The following is a 15,038-nucleotide window of genomic DNA, read 5'->3' on the forward strand; positions in this document are numbered from 1 at the left end:
GGGGATGGAGCAAAAATGGTTTCCCGATGCTAAGGTGCTGGAGGTTGATCTCTCAAAAGGGACGATTAAATCGCAAGTTTTGCCGGGCGAGATCTATAGGCTATATCCGGGTGGTTCTGCTTTAGGAACCTATCTGTTGCTTAGAACAATGAAAAGCAAGGTAGATCCCTTATCCGAAGATAATGTCATCACCTTTTCTGTGTCGCCTCTGGTTGGTTTGCCGATAAGCGGTGCAAACAGGCTTTCCATTAACACCAAAAGCCCCTTGACGGGAGGAATAGCGGATAGTCAATCTGGTGGTTTCTTTGCTGCCCATTTAAAAAGCAACGGCTGGGACTCAATAGTTGTGAAGGGGTGTTCGCCAAAGCCGGTTTATCTTTATGTTGATGGAGATCACGTTGAGTTGAAAGATGCCACTTCATTATGGGGGAAGGTTACGGCTGAGGTTGAGCGGGCAATCAAAGATGAACTTCGCGATAATCACGTTGAAATAGCCCAAATTGGGCCTGCGGGTGAGAAAAAGGTGCGGTTTGCCTGTGTTATAAACATGGCCAATAGGGCTAATGGCAGAAACGGAACAGGTGCTGTAATGGGCTCGAAGAATTTAAAAGCCATTGTGGTTAAGCGCAAGGCTTCTCAAAGGCCCTTCGATGGCGATGGTTTTAAGTCGTTGGTAAAAAGGGTCACCGATGCCTTGCAAGACAGCGAAGCTCATCGATCGCTACATAAATACGGCACAGCCGGTGTACTTGCTAGTTTTAACAATGCGGGATACCTTCCATCAAAGAATTGGACAAGTGGATACCTTCACGATGGTTTCAATATATCAGGGCAGGCTATGACAAAAACCATACTGAAAAGAGAGGACACATGCTTTGGGTGTGTGGTCAAATGCAAAAGAGTAGTGGAAGTCCCGGGCAAGATTGACAGCATATACGGAGGCCCCGAGTATGAGTCATGTGCTGCTTTGGGATCGTACTGTGGCGTTACTGATCTCGAGGCAGTAGCATACGCTAACCAGTTATGCAATATGTATGGTATGGATACAATAAGCTGTGGCGCAACAATAGCCTTTGCCATGGAATGCTTTGAAAGTGGAATCATAGATACCGTTGACACAGATGGCATAGAATTGAACTTCGGAAATGGCAGTGCGCTAGTGAAAATGGTAGAAAAAATAGCTAAGAAAGAAGGATTTGGCGGCATACTTGCCGAAGGAAGCGCGAGAGCCGCAAAGGTAATAGGCAGAGGATCGGAAAAGCTTTTGGTAACGGTGAAGGGACAGGAATTTCCGGCCCATATGCCTCAATGGAAAGCTGCCCTAGGATTGGTTTACGCGATTAATTCTTATAGCGCAGATCACCAATCGAGCGAACACGATCATATTCTAGCCGCTGATCCCACATCTAGTGAGCGAAATAGGTTAGCCAAGATTGGCGTTTGGAAGGGGTCTAAAGAATTTAGATCTCTTGACGAGGAAAAAGTAAGATTTGCTTTCAATACTCATTGTTTTTACTATTTGATGAACACTCTATGTTTGTGTCAGTTTATTGCCGGGCCTGGCTGGCAAATCATCGGACCCAGCGAAGTCGTAGAACTTTGCCAAAGCGGAATTGGTTGGGATACTTCTGTGTATGAACTAATGCTCATCGGTGAACGACAGGTCAATATGATGCGCTTTTTCAATTCTCGTGAAGGTTTTACAAAGGATAACGACACTTTGCCTGAAAAGGTTTTTATCCCCCTCTCAGGCGGACCCAGCGATGGAGTGCATTTAGACAGGGAGGAATTTAAAAGTGCGCTCGAAATGTTTTACAAAGTAGCTCAATGGGATCCAAGCAATGGCAATCCTATGGAGGGTGCACTAAGGCGTTTGTCTTTAGGTTGGCTTCTCAGTTAAGTAAATGATCTTCGCCTTGGCCATGGTGGTAAGAGCCTCCTTATTTTAATTGGTTTGGTTGGTTCTTACCACCATTGTATTTTCAAAGCTAAATTCCACACTAAAGATTATAGAGCCCAATTTCTGTTGACAACAGCCTTTAGGTTTGATAAAGTTTACTGCAGCGAGAGAAGGGAATGCGATGTGTGTCTAGCCGTTTTCGATGCGTGTTATACATACATCAAGAAGGTTTTGTTGGGTGGTTAGTTCAGAGGGAGAACGCTTCCTTGACGCGGAAGAGGTCGCAGGTTCGAGTCCTGCACCACCCACCAAAGGTTTTCGCAAGGAGTCTGGTCGAGGTACTGGACTCCTTTTTTTATAGCCCTTAATATAGTTATGACGAATATATCGAATAAGCAAAGGTGGAAAAGAGGTTTGGTTCTGTCTTGATCAAGGGTATCGGGGTAGATGTATGCGATATAGGTAGAATAAAGGAAAGCATAAAGTCGGGCCATTTTTTAAAAAGGGCTTTTACCGACGTTGAGATAGAGTATGCCCTCTCGAAGGCTCGCCCAGAACAGCATTTGGCTGGCTGTTTCGCCGCCAAAGAAGCTCTTTCTAAGGCTCTTACCGTGGGCTTATGGGATTTGGGGCTGAAAAATGCTTGGGTAGTTCGCGGAAATGAAGGTGAGCCCAAGTTCGGCTTTAGCGCATCTTTATCGGAAAAGCTATGTAGAAGCGGGATAGATAAGGTGTGGTTGACAATTAGTCATGAGAAAGAAATGGCAGCGGCTTTTGTTATTTTGGAGGCATTAATATGATTCCTCTTTATACAGCAGAAATGGCTAAAAAAATAGATAAGACACTCATGGAAGATTTTTCACTTCCGGGTACAGTTTTAATGGAAAATGCAGGAAGGTCCGTGGCATCGCATGTTTCGGAATTGATGAAAGATAAAAATGGGAAAGTTTTAATATGTGCGGGTCCGGGCAATAATGGAGGAGACGGCTTCGTTGCGGGAAGACATCTCTTAAACTATGGTTACGAAGTTAAATTGATCACTTCTTTGCCAATGTTCGAACTTTACAAAGGAGATGCACTGATAAATGCCAACGCCTTTATAAAGGTGGGAGGTAATATCTGCTTTTCCAATGAGTTATCGGATCTGAAACTAGAAAAAATGATAAAGGATGCGGACCTATGTATCGATGCCTTATTAGGCGTGGGCTTTAAGGGAGCTCCCCAAGGTGAAATTGCAAGATTAATCGAGGCTATTAATAAGGCCGCTTTAGTCGTCTCAATAGATGTCCCAAGTGGGGTAGATTCTTCGTCGGGGCGAGTTCCCGGAGTTGCGGTTAAGGCAGACGTTACCGTAACGATGCACCTGCACAAAATCGGGCTTTATGTGGCCCCTGGCTGCACCTATGCAGGAAAGGTTCTGTTGGCGGATATTGGCGTACCTCCCATGTTGGGAGCTTTGACCTATAACACTAACTGTTTTTTGTGGAACGAAGAATCGTCTATCGATGCACTGCCCAATAGGCCTCTAGACATACATAAGGGCAACAGGGGAAGTGTCGCTATTCTCGGAGGGTCCGATCTTTATCGCGGTGCTCCCCTACTTGCATCCATGGGGGCATTGAGAGCGGGAGCCGGTATAGTGTATATGATTTTACCCGAGAAGGTTTATGAACAAACAGGCCAATTCTTGCCAGAAGCCATTGGCGTTCCAGTGAGATCGGACGAGTATTTTTTGACGACCAAGGCGCTTGATGCAGTCAGTGCGATAGAAGACAGGATAGACGTATTGATCGTTGGACCAGGTATGGGCAGAAGAGAAGAAACTGTAGATTTAGTTGTGAAACTTTGGCAGGAATATCCTAAAAACATGATTTACGACGCTGACGGATTATATGCCCTTTCTCTCAATTCTGCTGCTTTAGACAGGAGAGATAATGTAATCTTAACCCCACACGAAGGAGAAGCAGGCAGATTGTTGGATTGCTGTGCTTCGCGTGTGCATGAAAATCGGCTGGAAGCGACAGAAAGGCTCAGTCTTAAATACGGACCTGTTGTATTGAAGGGTTTTCACAGCATCATCGGTGATGGTTTGCGTTATCTTGTTTGCAACGCCGGAAGCCCGGCCCTTTCGGTGCCGGGTTCGGGGGACGTATTGAGCGGAGTTATTGGAGCTTTATACGTCTCTGGGCTTGATCCTGTCGATAGCGCTGGTCTGGCGGTGTGGTTGCATGCTAAAGCGGGAGAAAACCTAAGTTGTCTTGAAGGTGTTGACGGATCTTTGGCGCGGGAAATTGCCGATCAGGTAAGATTCGTAATGGGGGATATTCGATATGCCAAGGAGAAAAATAGATTGGGAAGAAGAGTTGGAAAAGACGGAAAGGATACGCCGGCGTGGTTTTAGAATCACGGCCCTCTCCCTTGCCTTTATAGCCATGTTTTTTATGGGCAATAAATTTCAAAACTATCGACTTGCACCACCCTTTTATGTAGTTATGGTCTTATTGGGTCTTTTGGGTATTATATTAATATATGGTCGAAGAAAGTGAATGGCGGTGAAATATTTTTTGATGGATCATTTATATTCTTACATTATTAGATCGCCAAAAATGATGTTAGATTTGGGAAGCGTTATTGCTTCTCTCGTCTTTCCGGGTTTGGTGATTTACCTGGATGGGAAACTAGGCACGGGTAAGACCACGCTTGTCAGAGGCATTGCTTGGGCATTAGGTTGGCGCGGAGTTAGAAGTCCCTCTTTTACTCTTGTCAATGAATATCCCACTGATCCGCCAATGGCGCACATTGATCTTTATCGTTTAGAGAGAACCGAATTTGAGGATATCGCCGTCGAGGAATACATTGACAACGGCTTTTTTGTTGCCATTGAGTGGGGAAAGCCCGATTATTTCCCCTATATAAATAAATGGTGGCATGTAATGATCTTATATGATGATGACTTAATCAAAAGAGAAGAAAGAAAAGTTAAAATAACTGCATTTGGAGATAAAGCTGAAGAAAGATTAAAACACTTAGATAGGGTGGTCTCGTCATGGGCTCTTTAAAATCCAACGATTGTCTAGTACTGGGGGTAGATTGCTCTACGAAATATACCGCCATTGGATGCGTTAGGTGCGAGAGGGTAATTGGAGAAATTTCCCTCGACCTGGGCAGATACCAATCCTCCCTTCTTCCGGGTTTGGTAGACGAATTGTTAGGTTTTTGGGGTTTCAAACTGACGAACGTCGATGCCTTGGCCGTAACAATCGGCCCGGGTTATTTTACCGGCCTTCGCGTCGGGCTGTCTTATGTCACAACCTTAGCCTACGCGTTGGAAGTGCCCGTAATTCCGCTTTCTTCGTTAAAGGTTCTGGCCGGCGATTTTATTGAAGCTAAAAATGTGATCACAGTGCCCGTAATTTGGGCGAGGGGGACTCAATATTACTCTTGCATTTTTGAAAGTGACGGAGAGGATTTAAAAGAAATAGCTGCCCCTGATGTCTTGGACGAGCGGGATATCATTGCAAAGGCAAAAGATATGTCTTTAGAGAAAGGGAAAACGGTATTTGTGATTGGCGATGACGTAGCACGTTTTCAAGAAAAACCTTCAGGAATTCATTTCCTGGCAGACGGCGTAAGAGGCGGCAATGTAGCCAAGCTCGGTTTTAAGATGAGAAGCTGCGCCAGATCACCAATGCAGATTGAAGCTTTGTATTTAAGAAGACCGTACTAAGTCAAGATTTACTTTATATAGGATACGGGCTGTTATAGCATAATACATGTGATTAAAATCACATTAGTGTATTATAGGCAATTTGTCAGAATTTTTGTAATAGTAAGATCATGTCTATATTTGCGTGATAATTCTTTTATAGTCATAATTAAATTTGGAATTATAAAATCACAATAAGACTCATTCCACGGAGGGTGGTGTCTCCCTTGGCAAAATTTGTTGTGGACGTAAATGAAAATTGGTGCAAGGGTTGCGGGCTATGCGTGGCAATATGCCCTAAGAAGGTGTTGGAATTTAACGAGAGAGTGAAATCGGAGCCGGTAAGGATTGACGATTGTATTGGATGTCATCAGTGCGAAAATATCTGTCCTGATTTCGCTATTACGGTTAAGGAGGCGAAACCAGATGCCTAAAGTTGAATTTTGGCAGGGCAATACGGCTGTTGCAATGGGGGCAATAGCTGCAGGATGTCGGTTTTTCGGCGGATATCCGATTACTCCTTCTTCGGAAATCGCCGAGATAATGGCTGCCGAATTGCCCAAGGTTGGCGGAAAGTTCATTCAGATGGAAGACGAGATTGCAAGCATTGCTTCTGTTATCGGAGCATCTATTGCCGGGCTTAAAGCTATGACTGCCACATCGGGCCCGGGATTTTCCCTGAAACAGGAAAACATTGGCTTCGCCTACATGACCGAAGTCCCTGTCGTCGTCATTAATGTTATGAGAGGAGGCCCATCAACGGGGTTGCCGACGAAGGTCTCGCAACAGGATGTCATGCAAGCTCGTTGGGGAACCCATGGGGATCACGAGACAATTGCATTGGCTCCGGCATCCGTACAAGAGTGTTACGAATTGACCATTGAGGCCTTTAATTTATCAGAACGGTTTAGACAGCCCGTAATTTTGTTGAGCGACGAAGTTGTGGGCCATATGAGGGAAAAGATAGTGATTCCCGAAAAAGGGTCTTACCATATAGTAGATCGCAAAAGACCCAAAGAAGATCCCGAAAAATTTGTTCCCTATAAGCCAGATCCGGAAGACGACATCCCTCCCATGGCATCCTTTGGGGATGGTTACCGATGGCATGTGACGGGCTTGACGCACAATCAATGGGGTTTCCCAACCAACGACCCCGATATATCTGAGGAGAAGGTTCTGCGGTTGATGCGTAAGGTGAGGCGTTTCAAAGGCGAAATAGTTAAATATGATACATATGAAGTTGAAGATGCTGAAATATTAGTAGTTGCTTACGGCTCTGTTTCCCGAACGGCCTTGAGCGCTGTGCGGGAGGCAAGGAGCAAGGGAATGAGAGTCGGCTTTTTCAGACCAATAACTCTTTGGCCTTTTCCCGATGACGAACTTCGCGGGCTGCTGGGCGGCGTAAAATCCGTGTTAGTGCCCGAGCTTAACTGTGGCCAGATGATTCTCGAAGTGGAAAGGGCTGTGGGGGGTAAGGCCAGGGTCTTCGGAAAGGGCTTGGTCAACGGAGAGCTTTTCAGGCCCTCCGAGATATTTGATTTTATCAAGGAGGTAGCGTAATAATGCCTAGCCAGGAAGTTTTAAATTGGTTGCGCACGCGCTTTTTCCCTCACATATGGTGTCCGGGCTGCGGCCACGGGATAATAATGCATGCCTTATTGAGAGCCCTTGTCGACTTGGGGAAAAAGAAAGAAGAAACCGTAATTGCTTCGGGCATTGGTTGTTCGAGCAGAATGCCGGGGTACATAGATGCCTGTACTTTGCATACCACGCACGGCAGGTCTTTGGCATTTGCTACGGGTGTCAAGTTAGCCAATCCCGAGCTTACGGTTATCGACGTAATGGGCGATGGAGATTGCACTGCTATAGGCGGAAATCATTTTATACATGCCTGTAGGCGCAATATAGATATAACCGCCATCGTAATGAACAACAATATTTACGGGATGACCGGGGGGCAGGCTTCTCCGACGACGCCGGCCGGTGCATACGCGACTACCGCTCCCTATGGAGTCTTGGACGTTCCCTTCGATATTTGTAAACTTGCTGCAGGAGCGGGAGCTTCTTACGTGGCAAGAGCCACGGTTGCGCACCCGCTGCTGATCGAGAAGTATGTGAAAAACGCCGTTTCAAAAAAAGGTTTTGCGGTGGTGGAAGTAGTGACTCATTGTCATACGCAATTTGGCAGGAAAAATAAGAGACCAAGACCGATAGATAACATCAATTTCTTCAAGGACAATAGCGTGATGAACAATAAAGCCTCCAATATGACACCTGAAGAGCTGCAGGGCAAGATCGTTATTGGGGAATTTGTGAATATTGAGTTGCCTGAATACATAGAACAGTACATGAATTTGATAGAAAAAGTGGGAGGTAATCGCGGATGAGCGATCAGCGGTATGAAATTCGCATAGCCGGTTCAGGTGGGCAGGGCGTTATTTTGGCAGCCGTGATCGTCGGGGAAGCTCTTGCTTTGTACGAAGAAGGTTTGAACGTGGTGCAAACGCAAGCTTACGGTCCTGAGGCAAGGGGTGGAGCATCCAAGGCCGAGGTCATTGTTTCGCGGGGAAAAATAGATTATCCTAAGGCTACAAATCCCAATTTACAGGTCATATTGACCCAAAAGGCCTGTGACGAGTACGTTCACGATGCCTCTCCAAACAGCGTTGTCATAGTTGACGACTTCTTTGTGACTGAGCCTCCTAAGATAAATGCCAACGTTTATTCCCTTCCTATCGTCAGAACAGCCAGAGAGGAGATCGGAAGAGAAATAGTCACCAACATGGTTGCCTTGGGTACCCTTGCAAGAATTTTGGAGAGTTGGGACTTGGCCAAGCCGGAGTCAATTCGTAAAGCTATATTGGATCGCGTTCCAAAGGGAACGGAAGAGCTTAACTCAAAAGCTTTTGAACTGGGTTACAAGCTCATGAAAGAAAAGCTGTAATGTAGCAAGGTATTGTTAATTTCTGGGATGAAACAAAACCTTGGCGACGAAATAATTCTCAATATCGAAAACGTTGACAGTAAAGCTCGAGGAATTGCAAGGGTCGACGGTTACGTAGTTTTCGTTCCAGGAGCCTTAATTGGTGAAACTGTCACCGTTAATATCGTCGAGCGGAAAAAACATTACTCTGTGGCTAAGATTAAGTCCCTGCTAAAGGCAAGCCCTTATCGAGTCCAACCCAGATGCGAAGTTTACGAGGCGTGCGGCGGTTGCAATATGCAGCACGCCTCGTATGATCATCAGGTGAAAGTAAAGAGCTCGCTGATAGAGGATGCAATTATCAGAATCGGCAAATGGAAAGAGGCAGATATTGCTCCTGTGATTCCGAGCTTTTTAGTGTGGGGATACCGAAACAAGGCAATAATACAGGCGCGATACCAAAAGGGTAAACGAAAGCTGGGATATTTCGCTCGAGGAACACATGATGTGGTGAACCTAAAAGCATGCCCAATTCTAGACCCTTTAATAAACCTCGTTTATGCTAACTTGCGGAATGCCGTGCTTCAAAGCGATCTCTCCTTTTACGACGAAGAAAGAGGGGAAGGCTTGATACGCAATTTTGTCTTAAGATCTTCCTTTTCCATGAAAAAGATCTTGCTTGCCTGGATTCTTAGTCGTGAGCCCGACGACAGGGAGTATAAAATGATCAGTGATATTTCAAACGGCCTATATAAATATAAAGATGTATCACCTTTTCTTGGCGGAGTTCAGATAAACATCAACCCATCTAAGGGGAATTTTATCTGGGGCAGCAAAACGCAGTCGTTGTTTGGTGAAGATGTCTTGGTGGAGAGGTTTGAAAATATTAAGCTGAGATTCGGTGTGTCCGATTTCTTTCAGGTCAATGTGCTGCAAGCCTTTAGGATGTTCGAAATTGTTGCGGAATTAGCAAGGGATAGCAAGCATGTACTTGAGCTTTACAGCGGAGTTGGAAGTATGACGGCCTTTCTGGCGTCGTTTTGCAATGACGTTGTTGCAGTAGAGGAATGGAGACCTGCTTACGAATCTTTGGTGTCTAATATGACAAACAATGGCATTAATAACGTTACTGCAATTTGTGGAAAGGCCGAAGACGTGGTCAAGACAAAAGTTAGCGGACACTTCGATATTGTGGTTGTGGATCCGCCCAGAACGGGTTGCCATAAGGACGTGTTGAATTTTATCGGTAGGGTGATAAGTCCGAAAAGAGTTATATATGTTTCCTGTAATCCTGCTACGCTTGCCAGGGACAGCAAAATATTGAACGAATATGGCTACAATATGGAAAATGCAATGCCATTGGACATGTTTCCTCAAACAAGTCACGTGGAAAGCGTCGTTCTGTTGGAAAAATAACACACCTTAAGCGAGTTAGATCTTTTTTTACAGCAGCAACAAAGCAGTTTTAGGGGGGGTGAAGCGATGGGTGCTTTAGGCTACTTTAGCTATAAGAACATCTATGTTGAAGACAACAAAAGGATATTGGAATTGAATGTACTTCCTGAGACCCGACCAAGTTAGCGTTACAACGATCAACGATGAAAGATTCAAGAAAAAACTGAGAGTGACCGACGAAACGCTCGAAAGAATTTCTAAAGAATTGTTAAAATTATAGTAACAGAACAGTATAATATAAATTCAATATTATATCGATTTAAGGCAGGCTCCTTAAAGGATGTTTTATATCTTGTTGCTGATTTTAATCCTTGCAAAAAACACGAGCCCCCAATATAATTTAAAAGGCGATGCGGACATAGCTCAGCTGGTAGAGCATCGGCTTCCCAAGCCGAGGGTCGCGGGTTCGAATCCCGTTGTCCGCTCCAAGTTTAGTTCCCGACTGGCTTCGTGCTGTGTCGGGAATTTTTAATGCTCGATTTAAGAGCGTCGGCCTGGATTTTATAAGGCAGTGCTTTAGATGACTCCTAGAAATTCGCATTTTTCCGAAATGTAAGGTCTTTCCTCCCTTCCTGTTGTGTAATATGTTTTTATTCCAGTTAGTTTATATTTTATTTCTCAACGATATTCAAGTTCGGCGCTTATCTTTCATGGGCGGCTTGCGTCTCCGGCAGTTGTGGCCGGTAAACATGAAAAGCTGCTGTCCAGACGCCTTAGAAGGCCTCAAAAAGAGGAAAGACGATGAATGTATTGTCTCGGTTGAAAATAACGTTTTAAAACGGCTTCTGAAGCTATCAGGCAAAAGTATGTTTAAAGGCCCTACGACCTGCGCCATACCTTATTAAGGAGAATGAGATATTTTATCCCAACGAGATGAATATAAAGGGATGCCAGGCATGCTACTCTTGTAAAGAGCGAGGCAGATGTGCCGTAGAGGATGACATGGTGAAAATATACGATGTCGTTGAAAAGGCCGACATCGTGGTCTTCGGGGCCCCTATATATATGTCAGGCGTGACAGCTCAGTTTAAGACGGTGCTCGATCGGTTATTTGCCTTTTTGGGGCCGGCTCCTGAGTTCGTCAGTCGCCTGCCGAAGGGGAAGAGGGCAGCATTTGTAGTGTCCCAGGGGTACGAAGACGCAAAGGAATATGAAGCGCATATCAATCAAATGAAAAATGCCATAGCTTCTATAGGGTTTGAAGATGTAAGGGTTCTTGTGGCGCCTGGACTCAACGGCCTTGGAGAAGCAATAGGGAAGCCGGATATGGTTAAGGAGGCCCGAATAATTGGAGAATCTTTGGTCCGAGCGTAAGCTCCATGTGACATTGATTGCGTAAATTTGCCTTAAAATCTTTATTTGCCTTTTCGCGATAAAAAGTCCTTGCTAAAGATCTATAAGTTATGTTATATTCTTTCCCGATGGGCCGGTAGCTCAGTTGGTTAGAGCACACGCCTGATAAGCGTGAGGTCGGTGGTTCGAATCCACTCCGGCCCACCATGTTTTGGGGATGTAGCTCAGAGGGAGAGCGCCTGCCTTGCAAGCAGGAGGTCGGCGGTTCGAATCCGCTCATCTCCACCAGGATAATAAAAAAGACGGGCCTGAAGGTTCGTCTTTTTCTATTTTTGATGTTTTTAGTCTATCTTTGATATAAAATCATACAAATGGTGCCAGTCGTCGACGGTTAATTCTTCAGCGCGAACGGTGGTGGGCAATTTCAAGTAATCCAGGAGCTTTGATGTTTTATCTTTGTCTTTAAAGAAATCGTAAACGCAAGCCAGGTTATTTGCTAGCGTCTTCCTCCTTCGAGCGAAGGCAACGCGCAATAATCTTCTCCACGAGTGATCGGAGGCTAATTTCAGATCTTTGTCTATGATGATATGTACAATTGCGGACTCCACCTTTGGAGTTGGCCAGAAGACGTTAGGTGTCACCTTTTTGACTATTTGAGCTTTGCCCATCTTTTCTATGGTTATACCAATAGGCGAACGGTCTTTAGTCTTTGGCTTGGCACACAACCTTTGAGCTAGTTCGAGCTGAAGCATTAAAAGAAGTTCTCTTGTGCCCAATGGAACCAGATGCTCGAGAATCTGCCATATTAGAGGAGTTGTGATGTTATAGGGTATATTGGCCAAGACTTTGGTTGGCGGTGGAGAGAGTTCCTTTAAATTTATCGTCAACACGTCTCCCCAAATTACGGACATTCTGTGTTTGGATGTTTTAACTATGGGTTCGAGAAAAGGGGCAAGTGTTTTATCAATTTCAATGACGTGCAAAAAGCGACATTGGCTGGCTAGAATCTCCTTCGTAAGCATGCCTTTTCCGGGACCTACCTCCAAGACGACGTCATCTTCATTTAAACCTGCATTTTCCACCATCCAGCGAGCTATATTGGGATCTACAAGGAAGTTTTGTCCGAGAGATTTTTTCGCTTTATGTCCCTTTTGTGTATTTCTTGTCATATTTCTCATAATCGGCTTGAATTTCACCTTCTTGTTTCAAATAATGAGTTAAATATTGAATAATGATGAAAAAAGGCGGGGCCTAACCCCGCCTTAACTCGCTATGGTCGGGACGAGAGGACTTGAACCTCCGACCCCCTGCGCCCCATGCAGGTGCGCTAGCCATGCTGCGCTACGTCCCGATGCATGACATATTTTAACCTGCATGGAGGATAGGGTCAAGCAAATTGTGATATTATCTTTACCGACATGTTTTTATGCAGGAGTTTGTTGGCTTTTCATATCAAGAGGCAAGGCGTATACTTAAAAAGCGAACAAGCTATGATATAATTTTAAACAATGTCAAATAAGACAGGGAGGGGATATAAGTGTCTGTAAATGAATATCCAAAGAAAGCCTCGGAAATTATCAAGGAACGAGGAATAGACGGCAAAGTGATTGCCGTAAAGATAGATGGAAAGTTATGCGATCTTGACACGACAGTGGAAGAAAATGCCAATATAGAGCCGGTAGAAATTGACAGCCCCGAAGGCATTGAGATACTCAGACATTCCACCTCGCATTTAATGGCGCAGGCTGTATATAGACTTTATCACGGAACTAAATATGGTGTTGGTCCGGCCATTGAGAACGGTTTTTATTACGATATGGACGTTCCTACTACCATAACCGAAGACGATCTCCCAAAAATAGAGGAAGAGATGAAGAAAATTGCGGCTGAGGCAATTCCCTTTGAAAGGTTGATAGTAAGCAAAGACGAAGCTATAGGCATATTCAAAGAGCGTGGCGATACTTATAAACTGGAACTTATAGATGGAATAGAAGATGATACTCTATCCCTTTACAAGGTAGGCGAGTTTATAGATTTGTGTAGAGGTCCCCATGTGCCGAACACATCATATCTCAAGCATTTTAAGCTCCTGTCTGTTGCCGGTGCTTATTGGAGAGGGGACGAGAGGAATCCCATGCTTACGCGCATATACGGCACCGCTTTCCCTACGGAAGAGGATCTTTTGGCTTATCTTGCCAAGGTTGAGGAGGCAAAACGCCGAGATCACAGGAGGCTTGGGAAAGAACTGGATATATTTAGCATGCAAAACGAAGCCCCTGGGTTTCCCTTCTTTCATCCCAAGGGAGTTGTAGTTTTAAATGTCTTGGTAGATTTTTGGAGAAAGGTTCACGTCCAAAGGGGCTATCAGGAGATAAAAACTCCTTTAATATTGGATCAGGATTTGTGGATCAGATCGGGGCATTGGGATCACTATAGGGAAAATATGTATTTTACGGAAATAGATGGCAAGCCCTTTGCCATAAAACCCATGAACTGTCCCGGTGGAATTTTGGTATATAAATCTCAGCTCAGAAGTTATCGCGATTTTCCGTTGAAGTTGGCCGAGCTTGGGTTGGTTCATAGACACGAAAGGTCCGGTGTTCTGCATGGTCTCATGCGCGTTAGATGCTTCACCCAAGATGATGCGCATATTTTTACCACCGAGGATCACATCAAAGAAGAGATAATCGACATAATGAATATAGTCAAATATATTTACGGTGTCTTCGGATTTCCTTATCACGTGGAGTTATCGACCAGGCCTGAAAATGCAATGGGAGAAAAGGCCCTTTGGGACAGGGCTGAACAAGCTCTCCAGGAGGCGCTCGACGATCAAGGGGTGGAATACAAGCTGAATCCGGGCGATGGCGCTTTTTACGGACCCAAGATTGATTTTCACCTAGAAGACTGCATTGGCAGAACATGGCAATGCGGCACGATCCAATTGGATTTCCAGATGCCGGAGAAATTCGATATCACCTATATAGGTCCGGATGGAGAACCTCACAGGCCGGTTATGATACACAGGACGGTGCTTGGAAGCCTGGAGAGGTTTCTCGGTATATTGATAGAGCAGTACGCAGGAGCTTTTCCGTACTGGCTCGCCCCCGTTCAGGTCAAGATATTGCCTGTATCGGATGAACATTTGACATATGCCAAAAACGTGGCCTCTCTTTTGCAAAAACAGGACGTTAGAGTCGAGGTGGATCGCAAGGAGGGGACACTGGGCAAAAAAATACGGGATGCCCAGATGCAAAAAACTCCTTATATGATAATCATCGGCAATCGTGAAGTCGAAAATGAGGTGGTTTCAGTTAGGGATCGGAGCAAGGGAGATCTGGGTAGTATGAGCTTGGAAGCTCTGAAAGAACTTTTGAGCAACGAATATTACCCTTTGAAAGACGATTTTTAAATAGACTGCGGCTCTATTTCAAATAGTGTGGAAACACTCCGGTGGTAAGAATCCCAACATTATCTTTTTTGTGTAGACCTCTACGTTTCTAAGACCAAAGGAGATTCGTTTTAGCATCTTCACCTTCGTATTACATCCTTCGGTATAGGCATTGGTAGTTTTGTTGTCGAAGTAGTTTAATATAGGCTGTCGCCACCGTTTTAGGGTATTGCCCCACCTGTACAACTCGGCATCGTCAGAAGCCTTCAGGTTCATGATGATCAGGTCTAAAAGCTTGGCTGCCTCGTTCTTCTCCTTCGCTCTATATACGTCCCTTAAGCGTTCCTTGGCCCAGTAGAAGCCTTTGAGG

At 44.9% G+C, this 15,038-nt stretch carries 14 protein-coding genes and 5 tRNA genes; 16 read left to right on the top strand and 3 right to left on the bottom strand.

From position 1 onward, the window contains the following. Nucleotides 1-4: 4 nt before the first annotated feature. The 15 genes from BLU12_RS01510 (at nucleotide 5) to BLU12_RS01580 (ending at nucleotide 11,565) form a co-directional block, all read left to right on the top strand. Nucleotides 5-1,900: an aldehyde ferredoxin oxidoreductase family protein gene (locus BLU12_RS01510; RefSeq protein ID WP_091460046.1), complete on the top strand. Its 1,896-nt coding sequence runs from the start codon at nucleotides 5-7 to the stop codon at nucleotides 1,898-1,900. Nucleotides 1,901-2,136: 236 nt separating this feature from the next. Further along, nucleotides 2,137-2,211: transfer RNA gene (locus tag BLU12_RS01515), tRNA-Val, on the top strand. A gap of 114 nt (nucleotides 2,212-2,325) precedes the next feature. After that, the gene (gene acpS, locus BLU12_RS01520) at nucleotides 2,326-2,700 is read left to right on the top strand and encodes a holo-ACP synthase (RefSeq protein ID WP_057940910.1); all 375 of its coding nucleotides are present in this window, start codon (nucleotides 2,326-2,328) and stop codon (nucleotides 2,698-2,700) included. Continuing rightward, nucleotides 2,697-4,301, top strand: a complete 1,605-nt coding sequence (locus BLU12_RS01525) for an NAD(P)H-hydrate dehydratase (protein WP_091460048.1) — start codon at nucleotides 2,697-2,699, stop codon at nucleotides 4,299-4,301. The genes acpS and BLU12_RS01525 overlap by 4 nt, the downstream gene beginning before the upstream one ends. A 145-nt stretch (nucleotides 4,302-4,446) precedes the next feature. Next, the gene (tsaE, locus tag BLU12_RS01530; RefSeq protein WP_091460050.1) at nucleotides 4,447-4,959 is read left to right on the top strand and encodes a tRNA (adenosine(37)-N6)-threonylcarbamoyltransferase complex ATPase subunit type 1 TsaE; all 513 of its coding nucleotides are present in this window, start codon (nucleotides 4,447-4,449) and stop codon (nucleotides 4,957-4,959) included. Then, entirely contained in the window at nucleotides 4,947-5,627 is a 681-nt protein-coding gene (tsaB, locus tag BLU12_RS01535; protein WP_057940913.1) for a tRNA (adenosine(37)-N6)-threonylcarbamoyltransferase complex dimerization subunit type 1 TsaB, read from the top strand. The genes tsaE and tsaB overlap by 13 nt, the downstream gene beginning before the upstream one ends. Before the next feature lie 206 nt (nucleotides 5,628-5,833). Next, entirely contained in the window at nucleotides 5,834-6,040 is a 207-nt protein-coding gene (locus BLU12_RS01540) for a 4Fe-4S dicluster domain-containing protein (protein WP_057940914.1), read from the top strand. Continuing rightward, nucleotides 6,033-7,166 (top strand): 2-oxoacid:acceptor oxidoreductase subunit alpha, encoded by a 1,134-nt coding sequence (locus BLU12_RS01545; protein ID WP_057940915.1) that lies wholly within the window; start codon nucleotides 6,033-6,035, stop codon nucleotides 7,164-7,166. The genes BLU12_RS01540 and BLU12_RS01545 overlap by 8 nt, the downstream gene beginning before the upstream one ends. A gap of 2 nt (nucleotides 7,167-7,168) precedes the next feature. Continuing rightward, nucleotides 7,169-7,993 (top strand): 2-oxoacid:ferredoxin oxidoreductase subunit beta, encoded by an 825-nt coding sequence (locus tag BLU12_RS01550; RefSeq protein ID WP_057940916.1) that lies wholly within the window; start codon nucleotides 7,169-7,171, stop codon nucleotides 7,991-7,993. Then, nucleotides 7,990-8,550, top strand: coding sequence for a 2-oxoacid:acceptor oxidoreductase family protein (locus BLU12_RS01555; RefSeq protein WP_091460052.1), 561 nt, complete (start codon nucleotides 7,990-7,992; stop codon nucleotides 8,548-8,550). The genes BLU12_RS01550 and BLU12_RS01555 overlap by 4 nt, the downstream gene beginning before the upstream one ends. Nucleotides 8,551-8,577: 27 nt before the next feature. Beyond that, on the top strand, nucleotides 8,578-9,945 hold the full coding sequence (gene rlmD / locus BLU12_RS01560) for a 23S rRNA (uracil(1939)-C(5))-methyltransferase RlmD (protein ID WP_091460054.1): 1,368 nt from the start codon (nucleotides 8,578-8,580) through the stop codon (nucleotides 9,943-9,945). A 391-nt stretch (nucleotides 9,946-10,336) separates the two neighbouring features. Next, a tRNA-Gly gene (locus tag BLU12_RS01565) sits at nucleotides 10,337-10,412 on the top strand. Between the two features lie 427 nt (nucleotides 10,413-10,839). Beyond that, on the top strand, nucleotides 10,840-11,298 hold the full coding sequence (locus tag BLU12_RS01570; protein ID WP_268753498.1) for a flavodoxin family protein: 459 nt from the start codon (nucleotides 10,840-10,842) through the stop codon (nucleotides 11,296-11,298). Between the two features lie 109 nt (nucleotides 11,299-11,407). After that, nucleotides 11,408-11,484, top strand: a tRNA-Ile gene (locus BLU12_RS01575). 6 nt (nucleotides 11,485-11,490) lie between these two features. Then, nucleotides 11,491-11,565 (top strand) — tRNA-Ala (locus BLU12_RS01580). 53 nt (nucleotides 11,566-11,618) lie between these two features. Here the strand turns inward: BLU12_RS01580 and rsmA are convergent. Next, nucleotides 11,619-12,455: a 16S rRNA (adenine(1518)-N(6)/adenine(1519)-N(6))-dimethyltransferase RsmA gene (rsmA, locus tag BLU12_RS01585; protein ID WP_091460055.1), complete on the bottom strand. Its 837-nt coding sequence runs from the start codon at nucleotides 12,453-12,455 to the stop codon at nucleotides 11,619-11,621. A 95-nt stretch (nucleotides 12,456-12,550) separates the two neighbouring features. Then, nucleotides 12,551-12,628, bottom strand: a tRNA-Pro gene (locus tag BLU12_RS01590). Nucleotides 12,629-12,814: 186 nt separating this feature from the next. Between BLU12_RS01590 and thrS the strand changes: the two genes are divergently transcribed. Next, complete coding sequence (thrS, locus tag BLU12_RS01595; RefSeq protein ID WP_091460057.1) at nucleotides 12,815-14,689, top strand: threonine--tRNA ligase; 1,875 nt, start codon at nucleotides 12,815-12,817, stop codon at nucleotides 14,687-14,689. A gap of 18 nt (nucleotides 14,690-14,707) precedes the next feature. On the opposite strand, the gene BLU12_RS01600 is transcribed toward thrS, so the two are convergent. Further along, nucleotides 14,708-15,038, bottom strand: a 331-nt coding sequence (locus BLU12_RS01600; RefSeq protein WP_143270369.1) for a transposase, incomplete at its 5' end; no start/stop codon positions are given.

The sequence above is a fragment of the Acetomicrobium thermoterrenum DSM 13490 genome (assembly GCF_900107215.1).
GTDB lineage: Bacteria > Synergistota > Synergistia > Synergistales > Acetomicrobiaceae > Acetomicrobium > Acetomicrobium thermoterrenum.

Bases quoted from the DNA above. Each gene is read 5' to 3' on its own strand.
- BLU12_RS01510 (WP_091460046.1), top strand. From the start codon at position 5: ATGGAGCAAAAATGGTTTCCCGATGCTAAGGTGCTGGAGGTTGATCTC.
- BLU12_RS01525 (WP_091460048.1), top strand. From the start codon at position 2,697: ATGATTCCTCTTTATACAGCAGAAATGGCTAAAAAAATAGATAAGACA.
- tsaE (WP_091460050.1), top strand. From the start codon at position 4,447: ATGGCGGTGAAATATTTTTTGATGGATCATTTATATTCTTACATTATT.
- tsaB (WP_057940913.1), top strand. From the start codon at position 4,947: ATGGGCTCTTTAAAATCCAACGATTGTCTAGTACTGGGGGTAGATTGC.
- BLU12_RS01545 (WP_057940915.1), top strand. From the start codon at position 6,033: ATGCCTAAAGTTGAATTTTGGCAGGGCAATACGGCTGTTGCAATGGGG.
- BLU12_RS01550 (WP_057940916.1), top strand. From the start codon at position 7,169: ATGCCTAGCCAGGAAGTTTTAAATTGGTTGCGCACGCGCTTTTTCCCT.
- BLU12_RS01555 (WP_091460052.1), top strand. From the start codon at position 7,990: ATGAGCGATCAGCGGTATGAAATTCGCATAGCCGGTTCAGGTGGGCAG.
- rlmD (WP_091460054.1), top strand. From the start codon at position 8,578: ATGAAACAAAACCTTGGCGACGAAATAATTCTCAATATCGAAAACGTT.
- rsmA (WP_091460055.1), bottom strand. From the start codon at position 12,455: ATGAGAAATATGACAAGAAATACACAAAAGGGACATAAAGCGAAAAAA.